The following is a 16,019-nucleotide window of genomic DNA, read 5'->3' as shown; positions in this document are numbered from 1 at the left end:
TGGTGGATTGATTAAACTTTTGGCTGAAATTGATATCTTAACAATTGAATGTTAAATACCGATAAGCCTGTTAACTTAGTATTAATTGTAAATAAAAATTTGTTAATTTGCTATCCGTAAAAAATATTGTTCTAAAAAAATCTTAATTAACGTAAATATCAATAACCGATGAATCAAGAAAAAGACCAAGAGTTGGTCCAGCACCTTGCCAAACAAGGAGTTGACGACAAAATGGTAATGGGACATCCTGCAAGTCTATTTGTCCTATTCTTTACTGAGATGTGGGAGCGTTTCAGTTATTACGGAATGAGAGCCCTTCTGACCGTATTCCTAATCACTGAAATTTCTAAGCAAGGCTGGGGATGGAGCAATAAAGATGCCATGGAATTGTATGCTTGGTATACAGGCTTGGTTTATTTGACACCATTAATAGGAGGGATGATTGCCGATAAGTTGACCGGTTACCGTAAAGCCATCCTTTTAGGTGCCTTAATCATGACCCTAGGTCATGCCTCAATGGCTCTCGAAGGGACTTCGCAATCCTTTTTCTATGTCGGACTTGTCTTGATGATCTTAGGTAATGGTCTATTCAAACCAAATATTTCATCCATGGTAGGTCAGTTATATCCAGATACATCTGCGAAAAAAGATGCAGGTTATACAATTTTCTACATGGGTATTAACTCAGGTGCATTCTTAGGAATGTTATTATGTGGTTATATCGGTGAAAAAGAGGGTTGGCATTACGGATTTGGATTAGCTGGGGTATTTATGTTCTTCGGTATGATCCAATTCTATTTCGCACAAAAGATCTTTGGTGTAATCGGTGAAAAACCAGGTACTGTTCATTCACCAGAAGAACATGTCCACAACATTCAGGAAGAAGACCATACGCCTAAAAACGTGGTTAGAGACCGTTTGGTAGTGGTAGCCGTATTGATGATTGCCAGTATCTTTTTCTTCTTTGCCTTTGAGCAAGCCGGTGGATCGATGACCATTTTTGCAAAGAACTACACCCAACGTGTCCTTGATGGGGATACCGGTGAGATCTTTAAATGGGTAGATGCAGCCTTGACCATATTCCCGATCCTGATCGTAACATATGTCCTTTTCAAATTATCACAACAGATTTTCAGCAAGTATCCTTTGACCGTAATTTTTACAGCCATCTCTTTTGCTATCATCTGGGCATTGGGTATTTGGAAAGTGAATAAGGAATTCTCTGTTGAAACGACAGAAGTTACAGTTTCTTGGTTCCAGATCTTGAACTCCTTCTTTATTATCACGCTTGCTTCTTCCTTTTCTAAATTATGGGAAAAGGTATGGAATCCTTCAGGTCCAGTGAAGTTTGCTTTCGGATTGATCTTGGTAGCCGTAGGTTTCCTTGCTTTGGCATATGGATCGATGTCTATCCCTTCAGGTGCGCAGACAGCCTCAGTGAGCATGATCTGGTTAATCTTGGCCTATTTCTTTCATACAACTGGAGAATTATGTGTATCGCCGGTAGGTCTTTCTTATGTAAGTAAGCTTTCGCCTAAGAAATTTGCTGGTTTGTTATTTGGATTATGGTTCACTGCCTCTGCGATTGCTAACTTTATCGCAGGTATGACCGGTTCATTTATTGATAAGATTACCGAAACTTACTCGATGACCGTTTTCTTCTTGATCATCGCAGCTCTTCCAATTTTGGTTGCTTTCCTATTGTTGATCTTTAATGGTAAATTAAAGAAAATGATGCATGGCATCCAATAATTGAAGATTTTAATTCATTTTGAAAAATTTTTGAAACAAATATAAAAGCCGAATCCTAACAACATTCGGCTTTTTTCATTCAAAATAATAGACCCTTAGAGGCCTTAAGAAAATTTAACCTTAGCATTGAATCCTAAGGAATCCTGAAAGTTTTTTTATTTTTACAAATTCAAACTTAGCGTTTGATTGAAATTACAGTTTATGAGTCAAGCTTCAGATGCTTCTTTTTCAGAAGAATTAGAAAAACAGGGAATCGATGGAAGCCTTGTATTAGGTCACCCATCAGGTTTATTTGTTTTGTTTTTCACAGAAATGTGGGAGCGTTTTTCCTTCTACGGAATGCGCGTGTTACTTATCAATTTTTTAACCAGTGCAATTATTTCAGGTAGTCCATTTTCCGGATGGGGTTGGGATCCAGTCCAAGCCGGTGCATTATATGGTACCTATGCCATGTTGCTGTATATCTCACCCATATTTGGTGGTATTTTAGCCGATAAGTATTTGGGGTATCGATATGCCATCGTTATCGGGGCTGCCATCATGACCCTAGGGCACCTGTTCATGGCTTTTGATACGCCGCTGTTTCTTTATCTAGGTCTCGGAGCATTGGTTGTCGGTACGGGATTCTTTAAGCCGAATATGACCTCCATATTATCCGAGATGTACAAGAAGTTCCCTCAGAAGAAAGATGCTGCCTACACCATATTCTATATGGGGGTGAATTCAGGCGCTTTCTTTGGTATGATGCTTTGTGGTTATTTAGGGGAAAAGGTCGGTTGGCATTGGGGTTTTGGTTTAGCAGGTATCTTTATGTTTTTAGGAACATTACAGTTCTGGTATGCCAAGCCAATCTTCGGAAAGGTTGGAGATAAGCCAACGGCAGAGATAAAAGCTGAAAAAGCTGAAGCTGCAGCCTTGGCAAATCCAGATGATAAACCAAATCCATTTACAAAATTAGATATCTTCCTGATTGTTATCATGACCATCCTAGGATTGGGTTATGCATTCAATGACCCACTATCTAAGATTTCAGGCATTGATATCTTCTCCAGTCTTCAGATGGGATCTATGGCTGGCCAAAATGTTGCCATATTTGCAGCATTGATCATCTTCCTGTTTGTTGTTATTTCAAGATTGTCCAGATATACAAAAGTTGTTCGAGACCGATTGATTGCCGTCATAATCTTTGCGTTTTTCGTTATCTTCTTTTGGATGTCCTTTGAGCAAGGTGCCTCTTCCTTGGTCATTTTCGCTCGGGATAGTGTCGATAGAAGTTTATCAGGAAATTCCCTGACTATTTTCAATGTGGTCAATAGCTTATTGACTATCGTTCCATTAATCTTCGTGACCTATGCGGTCACCATGCTAACCAAAAAGACTTTTGGCAAAGCACCACTTTCCAATATAGTTCAGGTGATTTGTTTTACAGCAGTATGGGGTTTAGCCTTATGGATGCTGTACCGTGAGTTCACTGCCGAATCTTCAGAGATTGCGGTTTCATGGTTCTCCATCATGAATTCCTTCTTTATCATCACATTTGCCAATTTTGTGTCTAAAATATGGGATTCCAAATATAATCCACCAGCAACCGTGAAATACGGAATGGGCTTGATTGTCATGGCGATTGGTTTCGGGTTATTGGCCTTTGGTGCAAATGGACTTCAAGAAGGCGTAAAGGTTTCTATGGTCTGGTTGATTCTGGCCTATATGTTCCATACCCTTGGCGAGCTCTGTCTTTCACCGGTAGGTCTGTCCTATGTTTCTAAACTTGCCCCTGCCAGGATGATAGGATTTATGTTCGGGATGTGGTATTTGGCATTGGCTATCGGGAATAAATTAGCGGCCATTATCGGGGGGCAGATTGAAATCATTACCAATCAGTATTCCTTGAGTACTTTTTTCTTGATATTTACCATTGTGCCGATCGGAGCTGGGATTATCGTGATGTTGCTTCACCCAATCGTGAAGAAGCTGATGCATGGCGTAAAATAGAATCTTAATACAATTAATATAATGGCTACTGAGGCGCATAAAACTCTTGAGGAGATTCAAGATTTTAAAGGCAAATATCCGAAACAGATCTGGAGACTTTTCTTTTCCGAGATGTGGGAGCGATTCTGTTTTTACGGAATGCGCGGGATGTTGGTCTTCTTTATGATTACACAACTGAATTTTGGCGAAAAAGAAGCCAATCTTCAATATGGAGCTACCCAGGCATTTGTTTATGCCTTTACCTTCATCGGGGGGCTCTTCGCAGACAAAATCCTAGGTTTCAGAAAATCCCTCTTTTTTGGAGGATTATTGATGATCGTAGGGTCTGTGTTACTAGCAATTGATACCCACCAGTTCTTCTTCTTTGGTTTGGCCTTTATCATTATAGGAACAGGATTCTTCAAACCTAATATTTCAACCATGGTAGGGGAGCTCTATAAGGATAATGACAACCGCCGTGATGCCGGATTTTCACTGTTCTATGCAGGGATTAACCTAGGTGCATTTTTAGGTGGATACATCTGTGTTGCTATTGGGAAGGGCTACATGTTGAGTTCTGTCATTGATGAGGCTCACCGTTGGAATGTCGCTTTTGGCCTTGCTGCCTTAGGTATGTTGATCAGTTTGATCAATTTCCAATTTACCAAGCATGAGTTAGGACCGATTGGTCTGCAACCTGGACATCCAGACGCTATTGTTAAGTCTAAGCCCCTCCCAAAATGGGTGGAATATGCAGTGTATGCGAGTACCTTGATTTTCGTGCCCTTGATCCAAGTGATGGTCTCCAAAACCGAGTACACAGACTATTTTATGTATACCATTGGTCCATTGACTTTGATCTATCTTTTCTATGAGATGTCCAAAGTCGAGAAAAAGGAACGCCATAAATTGCTTGCCGCATTGATATTCATTTTATTTTCTATTGTATTCTGGGGTATTTACGAACAGAGTGGAGGTTCATTGAGCATCTTTGCCGCCAATAACCTAAATGATTCTGTGGCAGGCGGAGCTTTCCGTTTGGACCCTAATGGAGTCAATAACTCAGGTGGGGCATTCTTCATTATTATTTTGGCACCGCTGTTTGGACTGTTATGGTTGTGGTTAGCAAAAAGGAAAATCGAACCCAATACCATTATTAAATTTGGTTTAGGCTTTATCTTCCTTGGCTTGGGCTATTATGTATTGTTCGCTACGCGTTTCTTCGCGGTTGAAGGTATGACATCCTTAGACATATTTACTGCGGCACTATTGGTGATTACGATAGGGGAGCTTTGTCTTTCACCAATAGGTCTATCCATCATGACCAAATTATCCCCAGCTAAACTACAAGGGATCATGATGGGAATGTGGTTTTTGGCCAGTGCCTATGGGCAATACGTTGCGGGTCTAATCGGAGCCAATATGGCCGAAGCCCGAGAAGGTGCATCTTTGATGGATAAGCTATTGACATATACCGAAGGCTATAAGCAATTGGGCTTATATTCCTTGATCGCAGGTGCAATCTTGATTATTCTATCTCCATACATTAAGAAATTAATGCATGGCGTAAATTAATATTTAATTCAACAATTAATCAAATGCCGGGTGGGAAATCATCCGGCTTTTTTGTATGTGTTAATTAATCCTGTATTTGGTCTCAACGGATATCGAGCGAAACCCAGATCCCGCTCGACCATCGGAATAGATCTTGGCCCATCCTCCAATCCATTCTATCCTGGTTCTCGCCCAAATCTTGGTCCATCCTCTAATCACTTGCATCCTGGTTCAATCCCCCAATATCTTCTGGTACCGAACCCAATTGTTTGAGACTAATTGCTTAACTTTACGCCATCAAAATTTAAGGCGTGTCAGATAGCATTGTAATCATTCCTACATATAACGAAAAGGAAAACATAGAACGAATCATACGAAAGGTCTTTTCATTAGAAGTAGATTTTCATATCCTTATCGTTGATGATGGATCTCCGGATGGAACTGCAAATATCGTGAAAGAACTTCAGGCTACTGAATTCGCTGATCGGCTCTTTATCGAAGAACGAAAAGGTAAATTGGGATTAGGTACAGCCTATATCCATGGGTTCAAATGGGCTTTGCAGCGTTCGTACGAATTTATCTTCGAAATGGATGCTGATTTTAGCCATAATCCAGATGACCTGATCCGTCTGCGTGAGACCTGTAAAACAGGCGCTGCCGATATGGCGATTGGTTCCCGATATATTAAGGGTGTAAATGTAGTAAATTGGCCTATGAACAGGGTTTTGATGTCTTATTTTGCATCAGCTTATGTTCGGTTGATTACCCGGATCAAAATCCAGGATGCTACAGCAGGCTTTGTTTGTTTTAGGAGAGAGGTGCTAGAAACCATACCTTTAGATAAGATCAAATTTGTGGGCTATGCCTTTCAAATTGAAATGAAGTTCACGGCCATACAATATGGTTTCAATGTTGTGGAAATTCCTATTATTTTTACAGATAGGACCTTAGGTACTTCAAAAATGAGCACCAAGATATTTAAAGAAGCTTTCTTTGGAGTAATCCAGATGAAAATCAATAGTTTGTTTAAAAAATACGAGAGATAATTGTTCACTAAAGATTTGTGTTCTAAGATATGAATGAAAACCTTGACCCCAATCCTGAAAGATTAACCTCGACTGATAAAGACTTGGAGAGGGTGCTTCGTCCGCAGACTTTCGAAGATTTTACCGGTCAGGCTAAGATATTGGAGAACCTTTCCATCTTTGTTAAAGCAGCTAAGCTCCGTGCCGAAGCGCTTGACCATGTACTGTTACATGGCCCTCCCGGATTAGGTAAAACTACCTTATCCCATATCATTGCCAATGAAATGGGCGTAGGGATCAAAATAACTTCAGGACCTGTATTGGATAAACCGGGCGATCTAGCTGGGCTATTGACTAATCTTGAAGAGGGAGATATTCTTTTTATTGATGAGATACACCGTTTAAGCCCCTTGGTTGAAGAATATCTGTATTCCGCAATGGAGGATTTCAAAATCGACATCATGCTCGAAACGGGTCCAAATGCACGTTCTGTGCAGATTTCTCTAAATCCTTTCACCTTAGTGGGAGCAACGACACGTTCTGGTTTATTGACAGCACCGCTAAGGGCTCGTTTTGGAATCAATTCCAGGTTGCAATATTATGATTCCAAACTATTGACGGATATCGTCATGCGTTCTGCCCAGATATTAAAGGTTCCTATTTCGGAAGAAGGGGCTTATGAAATTGCCAGAAGAAGTCGAGGAACCCCGAGGATCGCCAATGCTCTTTTGAGAAGAACACGTGACTTTGCACAAATCAAAGGAAATGGATCTATTGATAAAGCCATCGCTCAATTTGCCCTTAATGCCTTGAATGTGGATGAACATGGCTTGGATGAGATGGATAATCGTATCTTGAGTACCATTATCGAAAAATTCAAAGGTGGACCTGTAGGGCTAAAAACCATTGCCACCGCCGTGGGAGAGGATGAAGGGACCATTGAAGAAGTGTATGAACCATTCTTGATCCAAGAAGGCTATATCATGCGGACCTCAAGAGGAAGGGAATGTACGGAATTAGCTTTTAAGCATTTGGGGAAGACACATTTCAATAAAGGAAATACCTTATTTTAATCCCATTTTAGCTAATCTATTTAAGATATAGGTACCTCTGCTCCTTAAAGCAGGGGTATTTTCTTTTTCTAGGCTCAGTTCAATGATAAGCTTTAATTCTTTCGCAACCCATTCAAAAGAAGGGATTAACCTATACAGGATATCGAAGGCATTGACCTTTACAGCAACAGGACAATCGTTCAGGTCAATGATGGCAAAGCTCTTTGCCAGGATTATTTCTCTTTCTTTCTCAGTTAAGGTGATACTTGCGTTGGATTTGGATAGCATCCACATCAATAGCTTAGTATAGCTCCTTAAACTGCTCCAATTTTTCAGGTCTCGGTAATTTATTATCAATCTTTTATAGATAGCATTAAAGTGTTCTGGGTTCTTCAATAGGATATGTTCCATTGCCCAGGCACTGCGAAAACATAAGCGGGGATTATTATCTTCTATACTCCATTGAAGAAGTTGATCTAGGCTGATTACCTTTAAAATTTCCTTATTTAAATCAGAAGCCCCAAAATGCATTAGGGCTTCTTTAAATTTATCTTCAGTTTTTTCGCTCATATTATACCCACTAAAATGGATCATAAAATAAGGATAAAAACTGTTTATATTAAAATGGAATTTTATTTGAGTGGTTTTTCCCGATTCATTTCCATCATATCCACCTCATTCATTTCAGAAGAGCCTAAAAGGTGCTGACTGAAGTAATCTGCCATTCTCCAAAAGAAATATTCGGTCATATCGCCAAATCCATGTCTTTGGCCTGGCAATAATAGGAAATCAAACCTTTTATTGGCTCTGATTAAAGCATCTACCATGCGGATTGAATTCGCTGGATGCACATTATTGTCAATATCCCCAGTTACGATCAATAATTTTCCTTTTAAATTCTTTGCCAGTTCTGTGTTCCGTTGGATATTATAGCTAAAGGTGGTGTCGCCTTTTGCACTGATTTCTTCTTTCACGCCGTGGTGCCTTTCGCTCCACCAACGGTTATAGATGTTGTTTTCATGGTTACCTGCGCCAGAAACAGCGACCTTAAAGAAATCTGGGTAGACCAACATAGCGGCCGTAGACATGAAACCTCCGCCTGAATGCCCGGTAATCCCAACTTTACTGATATCTATGAACGGATATTTATCGGCTAATTGTTCAGCTGCGACCTTTTTATCTTCCAATCCATAATCGCGAAGGTTTCCATAACCATAGGTATGGTACCATTTTGAACGGGAAGGATGTCCGCCACGGTTACCTACTGAGATCACGATAAAACCCATCTGTGCCAATCTGTCGATCCTGTCCATGGATTTTCCAAAGCTTTTGTTTACTGCTTCAGTCTGTGGTCCTGGATAAACATATTCAATGATAGGATAGGTCTTGGTTGAATCAAAGTCGAATGGCTTGTACATCACGCCATATAGGTCAGTTATCCCATCTCCAGCTTTAACCTTAAAAGGCTCAGGGAATTTATAGCCTGCTGCAAATAGGTTTGATAGATCGGTTTCTTCCAGTTTCATAATCAGCTGTCCGTTAGCATTGTATAGGTTGCTAACTGGAGCTGTATTTACCCTAGAATAATTATCAATGAAGTAATTACTGCTTTCACTGCTCATGACCTGATGGTCGAAGTCTCCCGGGGTCAATAATTTTATCGCACCACCGCTCTTATTTACGGAGTAATAATACGAATAGTAAGGATCCATGTTTTTTTCCTTACCATTCGCCTTGAAGTACAAGGTTCCTGATTCCTCATTGTAACGGGTCAAATCGTCACAGTGGAATTCACCTTTGGTGATCTGATTGATCATTCTTCCATTTTTATCATACAGATAGAAATGTCCCCAACCATCTCTCTGGGACCAATGGATAAATTGACTGCCATTATTGACGAAATAAGGCTTTTTGATATCTTGGTAAACATTCGAACGCTCTTCTAATACCGTTCTGCTGTTTCCGTTCACATTTACGGCAACAATATCTATACGCTTCAAATCGCGACTGGATCTGGCTATATAGAATTCTTCATCGTTCCCCAACCAATAGTTGATGTAATGTTTGCCTTTGTAGCTTTCTTTTGTTCTGTCCTTATTCCAGTTGCTGATCGTTTGATTTTTGAAAGCAGCTACATTGATCTGCTTTGCTTTTAATGTACTACTATCGAATAAATAAAGCTCAACTTCAGTTGAATCGGTTTCACCTGGCATCAGGTATTTGTAGGTTTCCAAGGTAGGGCGTTTTGCTGCTACATTGTTAATCACCCATAATGCGCTGTATTCTCGGTTATCTTTGCGGGTCAAAGTGAAATATTTTCCATTAGGTGACCAATTGATCCAAACAGGTTTTCTTTTTTTCTTCTCCTCATCTTCGGATTTCTTATCACCTGTCGTGACACTGTATTCATCCCCACCCCAGGCATAATATTGTACACCATCTGTGGTGATCTGATGCTCAACTATCGTGGAATCCTTCTCATCTTTTTGGGCCTTTAGGTAATTGCTATAATCCATCCAATATAGATTATAGTTCTTGGCATAATAGACCCTGCTGGTATCCGGATTGAAATTTGCCCAGAACAGTTTGGTCTTTTCCTTACTGTCTTCACCTAATTCCCTTAGGTTGCTGTTGCTGATGTTATATTCGAAATAATACAGCTTCTTTTTGATGGTATCTTTCTTGTTCGTCAGCTTTTGGATTTCTTCTTTTGTTTTTACTGTATCCTTTGTGCTTTGTACTTCGAATCGAATCAGGTTTTCATTATCCATGAAACGAAGGTTCCTGATTTCTAGATGTTGTGCATCAAATGGGTTTTTGACAATGGAAGTGATCCTGGAAGCCATATCAGCATGGTCAAACAATTCAGACTTCTTTTTGGTTTTTGGATCTACCAGGTACCATTTTTTGCCTGATGGACTATTGTATTCGTACCAGAATTTATCACCAAAATTTATCCAATTGGGATTGACCTCTGTAGAGAAGATCAATTTACTAAGTTTGCTTGGTGAAAACTTAGAAGCCAATTGGTAGTTTGGTTTGGTTAAGGTAGATTTTTCTTGTCCTTGAGAAATTGTAAAACTTAGCAATAGGACAAAGGTTAAAAAATGCTTCATTTGAGTAATTTAGTCAATATTTGATTCAGCGAAAATATCCAATTATTGACCCAAAAAAGAAGCTATCATGTATTATTTTTGATAGGATTAGGCTTCGTAAAACTTTTCGTTGAAATTAACCAGGAATAGCTCTTGGCTTGCACGGGTGATGGCCGTATATAACCAGCGCATGAACTCCGTGTTCAGCATTTCATCGTTCATGTAGCCTTGGTCAACGAAAACCAATGGCCACTGTCCACCCTGGGCTTTATGACAGGTTATCGCATAAGCAAACTTGATCTGTAGGGCATTGTAATAGGGGTCTTTTTTGATGGAATCCATCCTATCTTTTTTGGCAGGAATATCCTGATAATCCTCAGCAATACTGTTATACAGTTTCTGTTGTTGCTCGTAAGGAAGATTTGGAGAATCTACATAGAGACTATCCAATAAGACCCGACATCGGATTGCATCCCCTTCATTGTTGTCCATAAACTCGAGGTAGAGATCGGCAAACCTAAAGCCGTGCATCTCATGTACATTACTTACTTTCTTGATGACTGCCATATCCCCATTGGCAATAAACCCAGTGTTCTTCTCATCGTTGTCCTGTAACCAATAATAGTTATTCTTGACCACCATGATGATGTCACCACCGGTAATTTCCTCATCTCTAAAGAGGATCTGGTTTCGGATATGCTGATTATAAAGGTTTGCTGATTTATTGGAGCGGCAAATGACCATGGAGTTTTCGATGCCAAATTTATCATAGGCATAGTGCAATCCTTCAATCAGCCGCTCACCATTCATCCGAAAGATATCCTTGAAGGCTTTGGTGACAAACTGAGGATAGCTGTATTCTACAAACTCCTCATCCAATCGGATCTCATTCCTGATTTTGGTGGCATTATAGAGAATTCCTGAATTTTTGTCCTGACGGACCACATCGGTCATTTCATAGGTGAATATCTGCAAACCGAATTCTGCATTCATATATTCAGCGTCCAATGCGGGGCTCTGTTCCAAGCCTACGGGTGGCAACTGCGCCGTATCTCCAACCAGTATCAAGCAGCAGTTCTCACCGGATTGCACAAACTCGATCAGGTCATGCAATAGTCCATTGGAAAACATACTATGGCCTTCATTGCTGATCATGGATGCCTCGTCAATAATAAAAAGCGTGTTTTCGTGTATATTTTCAGCTAAACTGAACTGCATGTCCAGGGAAACCGCATTTTTCTTTCTGTAGATTTTTTTATGGATGGTCAGTGCATTCCTGCCCGAATAGGAGGACATCACCTTTGCAGCTCGTCCAGTCGGTGCCAATAATACCGATCTCTTCTGGAATTTTGGAAGCGTTTTGACCAATGCACTGATGATACTGGTCTTTCCTGTACCTGCATAACCTTTTAGTATAAAGCATGATTCCTCAGAAAAGGTATGCAAAAATTCCCCCAGTAGGGCAAATACCTGTTCCTGCTGTTGCGTTGCTTGGTGTGAAAACTGTTGTAAAAGGCTGTTTTTTATCTGCACAACCCAAAGTTATCCAAAAGGTTGGTCAATCCAATTTTAAAAACTAATTTTGTGTTTATACCATCTGCAAAGAATGAATTATACTTCAAAACAATTTCATATTCATTATATAACGCAATACACCCTGATCGTTAAAGCAAATTATCAGTATGATAAATTATATGTTTTGGATCAAGACAATCAACTTTTGCTGTACATGAACTTTGAAAGCCATAATCCTTCTGAAGAGGCACTCAAGCTATTGAGCTTACCTTTTCAAAATGTTTATGTCAGTATTCCAAGCCATAACCTGACTTTTGTACCGGATGACCTTTATCAAGAAGTAGATCTGGAGAAATATCAGGAATTTATGGAGAATCCTGCTCAGGAAATGAATCGCACTTCGATCGATTTCTTGCAAATCCAGGCATTTTACCAATCGGATGTATTATTGCAACACCGATGGAAAACACTTTTTCCTGACGCTAAATTTGTTCCTGAATTTAAACTCAACCTGCTTCAGGCCAGACAATTTATTCCTTTAAAAGGCGATGTGTTAGGTGTTGTTTTTGATGATAACTCAGCTGATATCTATCTATTTATCAATGGTCAGTTCAAGTTTTATAATACCTTCGAGATTGTAAGCGATGATGACCTGAGTTACTTTATCTTGAACATCTTCGATAACTTTGGAATTGAAGGAAAGGTTAATAAAGTCCTATATTCTGCTATCCATGCAGACCAATCCTTTATTCAAAAACTGAGAACCTATTCTAACGAACTGATTGAAATTTCGGCAAGTAAACCAGCTGTTTCTTTAGATGATGAATCTGAGGATTACAACAAAAGCTACTTAATAGATTTACCTACATGCGAATAATTGGAGGAAAGGCTGCCGGACTGCGGTTAAACCCTCCGCAAAACCTTCCTGTAAGACCAACGACGGATATTGCAAAAGAAGCCCTGTTCAATATCTTGAACAATAGGATTGATTTTGATGGACTGGAATGCTTAGATTTATTTGCTGGAACAGGTAATATATCCTTTGAATTGGCGTCTCGAGGGGTTAAGAAGGTAAATGCTGTGGACTTGCATGGAAAATGTGTCCTATATATTACGGAGACTTCTAAAAAATTAGATCTTTCCCAGATCAAGGCCAGAAAGGCTGATGTTTTTAAGTTTATTAAAGCGGATAAGGAAAGCTATGATTTGATTTTTGCAGATCCTCCCTATGATTTAGGTCAATTGCCGATGTTGGCTTCCATGGTTCTTGAAAATAACCTCCTAAAGGATGGAGGTCTTTTGATTGTCGAACATCCTAGTAACCGCAAAATGATCGATCACCCCAATTTTGTCGAAACCAGGCAATATGGGAATTCCTCATTTAGCTTTTATTCTAAATAATTATGAAAATAGCTGTCTTTCCAGGATCCTTTGATCCTTTCACCATTGCCCATCAGGATTTAATAAAAAGAGCATTGCCTCTCTTTGATAAGATATATATTGCTATTGGTGTAAATAGTTCCAAGGTGGGAATGATGGATGTAGAAAGCCGCCGATCTTCAATTACGGACCTTTATAGAGACAATGATCAAGTGGAGGTCGAATTCTATAATGGTCTGACCGTTGATTACTGTGAATCTATTGGAGCTAATTTTATTTTAAGGGGTCTGCGAAATGGTACCGATCTCGATTACGAAAATATCATTGCTCAGAACAATTTGTTATTGGCCCCTCAGATCGAGACTTACTTTTTGGTAAGCAGGAGCGGAGAGGCTCATATTTCTTCTACTATTGTTCGCGATATCTGGAAAAACAATGGAGATATCAGTCACCTTGTTCCCGATATCATCCTGCAGTATATCAAGAAATTAGATTAGGTTTATTCTGACTTTTTGTCCCTTGATTTTACCGTTAGTGCCATTTTTGACAACCTTATTGGCGACTTCTGAACGGATAGCCACATAGGAATCATGAGGTTTCACTACGATCAAACCTAAATCATCTTTGCTAATCTCGGGTAAGTTCAAGATATATCCTACGATATCGATCTTGTTGACCTTCTGTTTCTTCCCGGCATTGATCCTTAAGGTCTTAAATTCTGGTTCTTCAGGAATAGGATAGAAGCCATCCAATTCAAGGGTCTCCGCACCTTCTAGATAATGAGCTGCGCGATCCTCATCGGTCAGGATACCATATACATAGCCCTTTTGTCCATTTCTGCCTGCACGTCCGTTTCTATGGATAAATTCATCCTCCTTATAAGGGAATTGATAGTGTACCACATGGTTCATTTCAGGGATATCCAAACCTCTGGCGGCTAAATCCGTGGTCACCAAAATGTTCTGGCTGCCATTCTTGATCTTAATGATTGTCAACTCACGGACAAACTGTTCCAATCCTCCATGGTAAGGAATGCTCTCGATCCCTTTCCCTTCCAATATCTCGGAAATATTATCTACAGCTTCCCTATGGTTACAGAAAACCAAAACCCGTTCGTTCCCAATTTTACAAAGCAATTTGAACAGGGACTCCAGTTTTAATTTAGTACTGCTCATGACCTTATAGTAAGTCAGGTCTGGTCTTAAACCGTGGTTATCTACATAATCCAATTTAATTGGGTCATTCAATTCCAGGAACGCTGGAATCTCTTCCATATCTGTTGCAGATGTCAGGATCTTATGCTTCACATCTCTACATGCCCTGACGATATAGCTTAATTGGTCCTGGAATCCTAATTCCAGTGATTTATCGAATTCATCCAATACCAATGTATGGCAACCTTCCAAAAGTGTAGGAACGCGGTCGATATGATAGATGATCCTTCCGGGAGTACCGATGATCAAAGTAGGTTGCTGTTTTATTTTATCTTTCTCCAGTTGGCTGTTGTTTCCGCCATATAATAAGGCAACATTGATAGCACTGTTCATTTGCTTGATAACCGATTCGATCTGCAATGCTAGCTCACGAGTAGGCACAACGATCATGGCTTTAGTACCTTTACTGATGTTGTCACCCAATAATTTGAACAATAACAAACTAAATGCTAGTGTCTTACCAGAACCAGTAGGAGATAGGAGTACAAGGTCACGGGATGTACTGAACTCTTTTAATACCTCTTCCTGCATAGGATTTAGTGCTTCGATGTTCAGATTTTTTAGATAGGTGTTCAAATGTTGCATGGACAAAATTATCATTAATGATCGGTATTTAAGCTTCCTAAGCTAAATTGAGCAAAAAAATTATAGGTTTGATTTTTTGGCATAGGTTTTGAGTATAAGATAGTATTCATAATTTAGGTTAATAATTGGTTAGTTAAGGATTGAAATCTCCCCGATTTCAATCCTTTTTTCTTTGAGACTAATTTGACCTTATTCGAGGCATATTCCGAAAATTCGCAAAATGGATAAAATAATTTCAAACAGATGTTCGAATGTGTCCCGACTATGTCTCGAATAAGGATAAGATAGAAACTATGCAATCGACAGAATTTTATCCTCCTTTGGGAAGGTAATTGGTGAACTATTCTTTCCTTCGGTTAGCACCTAATTGTTATCCTGACGTAGGAAGGATCTCGGAACAATGAAAACCTAAATTTAGCTATGATTGTCTTGGTGAATAGTTCCTTTACCTTCGGTTGCCACCAAATTGTCGTCCTGACGCAGGAAGGATCTCGGAACAATGAAAACCTAAATTTAGTTATGATTGCATTGGCGTACAGTTCACAATTCTTCAGTTACCACCAAATTGTCGTCCTGACGCAGGAAGGATCTCGGAACAATGCGAACCTAAATTTAGCTATGATTGCATTGGCGTACAGTTCCTGTACCTTCGGTCCAGAATGACAGGCAGTTTTGGGAGGAGAAACGTACAGATTCCTCACTGATCGTTCAGAATCAACATGCGCTAAAGAGGGATTCAGAGTGAAACGAAGAATCTATTGTTGTTAATTTTAGGAATGCTGTCATCGTAAGTTTGAGAAAGTATAGTTTGAGATCAATCGACAAAATATTATTTTGTTGGTCTATATGTTGATCCAGCCGAGAGAGGGAACAAGA

General features: G+C 39.6%; 13 protein-coding genes. 9 read left to right on the top strand and 4 right to left on the bottom strand.

The window, feature by feature from the left end:
• The first annotated feature begins 168 nt into the window (after nucleotides 1-168).
• From ACWICE_RS09115 to ruvB, 5 genes are all read left to right on the top strand, one after another.
• Nucleotides 169-1,752 (top strand): peptide MFS transporter, encoded by a 1,584-nt coding sequence (locus tag ACWICE_RS09115; protein ID WP_313259322.1) that lies wholly within the window; start codon nucleotides 169-171, stop codon nucleotides 1,750-1,752.
• 201 nt (nucleotides 1,753-1,953) lie between these two features.
• Nucleotides 1,954-3,744, top strand: a complete 1,791-nt coding sequence (locus ACWICE_RS09110) for a peptide MFS transporter (RefSeq protein WP_185212194.1) — start codon at nucleotides 1,954-1,956, stop codon at nucleotides 3,742-3,744.
• A gap of 21 nt (nucleotides 3,745-3,765) precedes the next feature.
• Nucleotides 3,766-5,298, top strand: a complete 1,533-nt coding sequence (locus tag ACWICE_RS09105; RefSeq protein ID WP_454298164.1) for a peptide MFS transporter — start codon at nucleotides 3,766-3,768, stop codon at nucleotides 5,296-5,298.
• A 290-nt stretch (nucleotides 5,299-5,588) separates the two neighbouring features.
• On the top strand, nucleotides 5,589-6,323 hold the full coding sequence (locus tag ACWICE_RS09100) for a polyprenol monophosphomannose synthase (RefSeq protein ID WP_454298163.1): 735 nt from the start codon (nucleotides 5,589-5,591) through the stop codon (nucleotides 6,321-6,323).
• Between the two features lie 29 nt (nucleotides 6,324-6,352).
• Nucleotides 6,353-7,375 (top strand): Holliday junction branch migration DNA helicase RuvB, encoded by a 1,023-nt coding sequence (ruvB, locus tag ACWICE_RS09095; RefSeq protein ID WP_185212191.1) that lies wholly within the window; start codon nucleotides 6,353-6,355, stop codon nucleotides 7,373-7,375.
• Here ruvB and ACWICE_RS09090 read toward each other — a convergent pair.
• The 3 genes from ACWICE_RS09090 to ACWICE_RS09080 form a co-directional block, all read right to left on the bottom strand.
• Nucleotides 7,367-7,924, bottom strand: coding sequence for a hypothetical protein (locus ACWICE_RS09090; RefSeq protein WP_454298162.1), 558 nt, complete (start codon nucleotides 7,922-7,924; stop codon nucleotides 7,367-7,369). The genes ruvB and ACWICE_RS09090 overlap by 9 nt on opposite strands.
• 62 nt (nucleotides 7,925-7,986) lie before the next feature.
• Nucleotides 7,987-10,470, bottom strand: a complete 2,484-nt coding sequence (locus tag ACWICE_RS09085; protein WP_454298161.1) for a DPP IV N-terminal domain-containing protein — start codon at nucleotides 10,468-10,470, stop codon at nucleotides 7,987-7,989.
• 87 nt (nucleotides 10,471-10,557) lie between these two features.
• On the bottom strand, nucleotides 10,558-11,982 hold the full coding sequence (locus tag ACWICE_RS09080) for an ATP-dependent DNA helicase (protein ID WP_454298160.1): 1,425 nt from the start codon (nucleotides 11,980-11,982) through the stop codon (nucleotides 10,558-10,560).
• Nucleotides 11,983-12,055: 73 nt separating this feature from the next.
• Here ACWICE_RS09080 and ACWICE_RS09075 point away from each other — a divergent pair, with 73 nt between their 5' ends.
• The 3 genes from ACWICE_RS09075 to coaD are packed head-to-tail and all read left to right on the top strand — an operon-like array spanning nucleotide 12,056 to nucleotide 13,841.
• Nucleotides 12,056-12,841 carry a DUF3822 family protein gene (locus ACWICE_RS09075; RefSeq protein WP_313259310.1) on the top strand — a complete coding sequence of 262 codons (786 nt, stop codon included), beginning with the start codon at nucleotides 12,056-12,058 and terminating at the stop codon, nucleotides 12,839-12,841.
• The gene (gene rsmD, locus ACWICE_RS09070) at nucleotides 12,832-13,365 is read left to right on the top strand and encodes a 16S rRNA (guanine(966)-N(2))-methyltransferase RsmD (protein ID WP_185212186.1); all 534 of its coding nucleotides are present in this window, start codon (nucleotides 12,832-12,834) and stop codon (nucleotides 13,363-13,365) included. The genes ACWICE_RS09075 and rsmD overlap by 10 nt, the downstream gene beginning before the upstream one ends.
• 2 nt (nucleotides 13,366-13,367) lie before the next feature.
• Complete coding sequence (coaD, locus tag ACWICE_RS09065; protein WP_185212185.1) at nucleotides 13,368-13,841, top strand: pantetheine-phosphate adenylyltransferase; 474 nt, start codon at nucleotides 13,368-13,370, stop codon at nucleotides 13,839-13,841.
• On the opposite strand, the gene ACWICE_RS09060 is transcribed toward coaD, so the two are convergent.
• A complete protein-coding gene (locus ACWICE_RS09060; RefSeq protein WP_454291211.1) occupies nucleotides 13,833-15,143 on the bottom strand; it encodes a DEAD/DEAH box helicase in 1,311 nt (436 codons plus the stop codon). The genes coaD and ACWICE_RS09060 overlap by 9 nt on opposite strands.
• A gap of 420 nt (nucleotides 15,144-15,563) precedes the next feature.
• Between ACWICE_RS09060 and ACWICE_RS09055 the strand changes: the two genes are divergently transcribed.
• The gene (locus ACWICE_RS09055; protein WP_313259304.1) at nucleotides 15,564-15,806 is read left to right on the top strand and encodes a hypothetical protein; all 243 of its coding nucleotides are present in this window, start codon (nucleotides 15,564-15,566) and stop codon (nucleotides 15,804-15,806) included.
• Nucleotides 15,807-16,019: the final 213 nt, after the last annotated feature.

The organism is Sphingobacterium sp. NPDC055346, from assembly GCF_053645235.1.
This window is presented reverse-complemented; position numbering and strand designations above follow the sequence as displayed.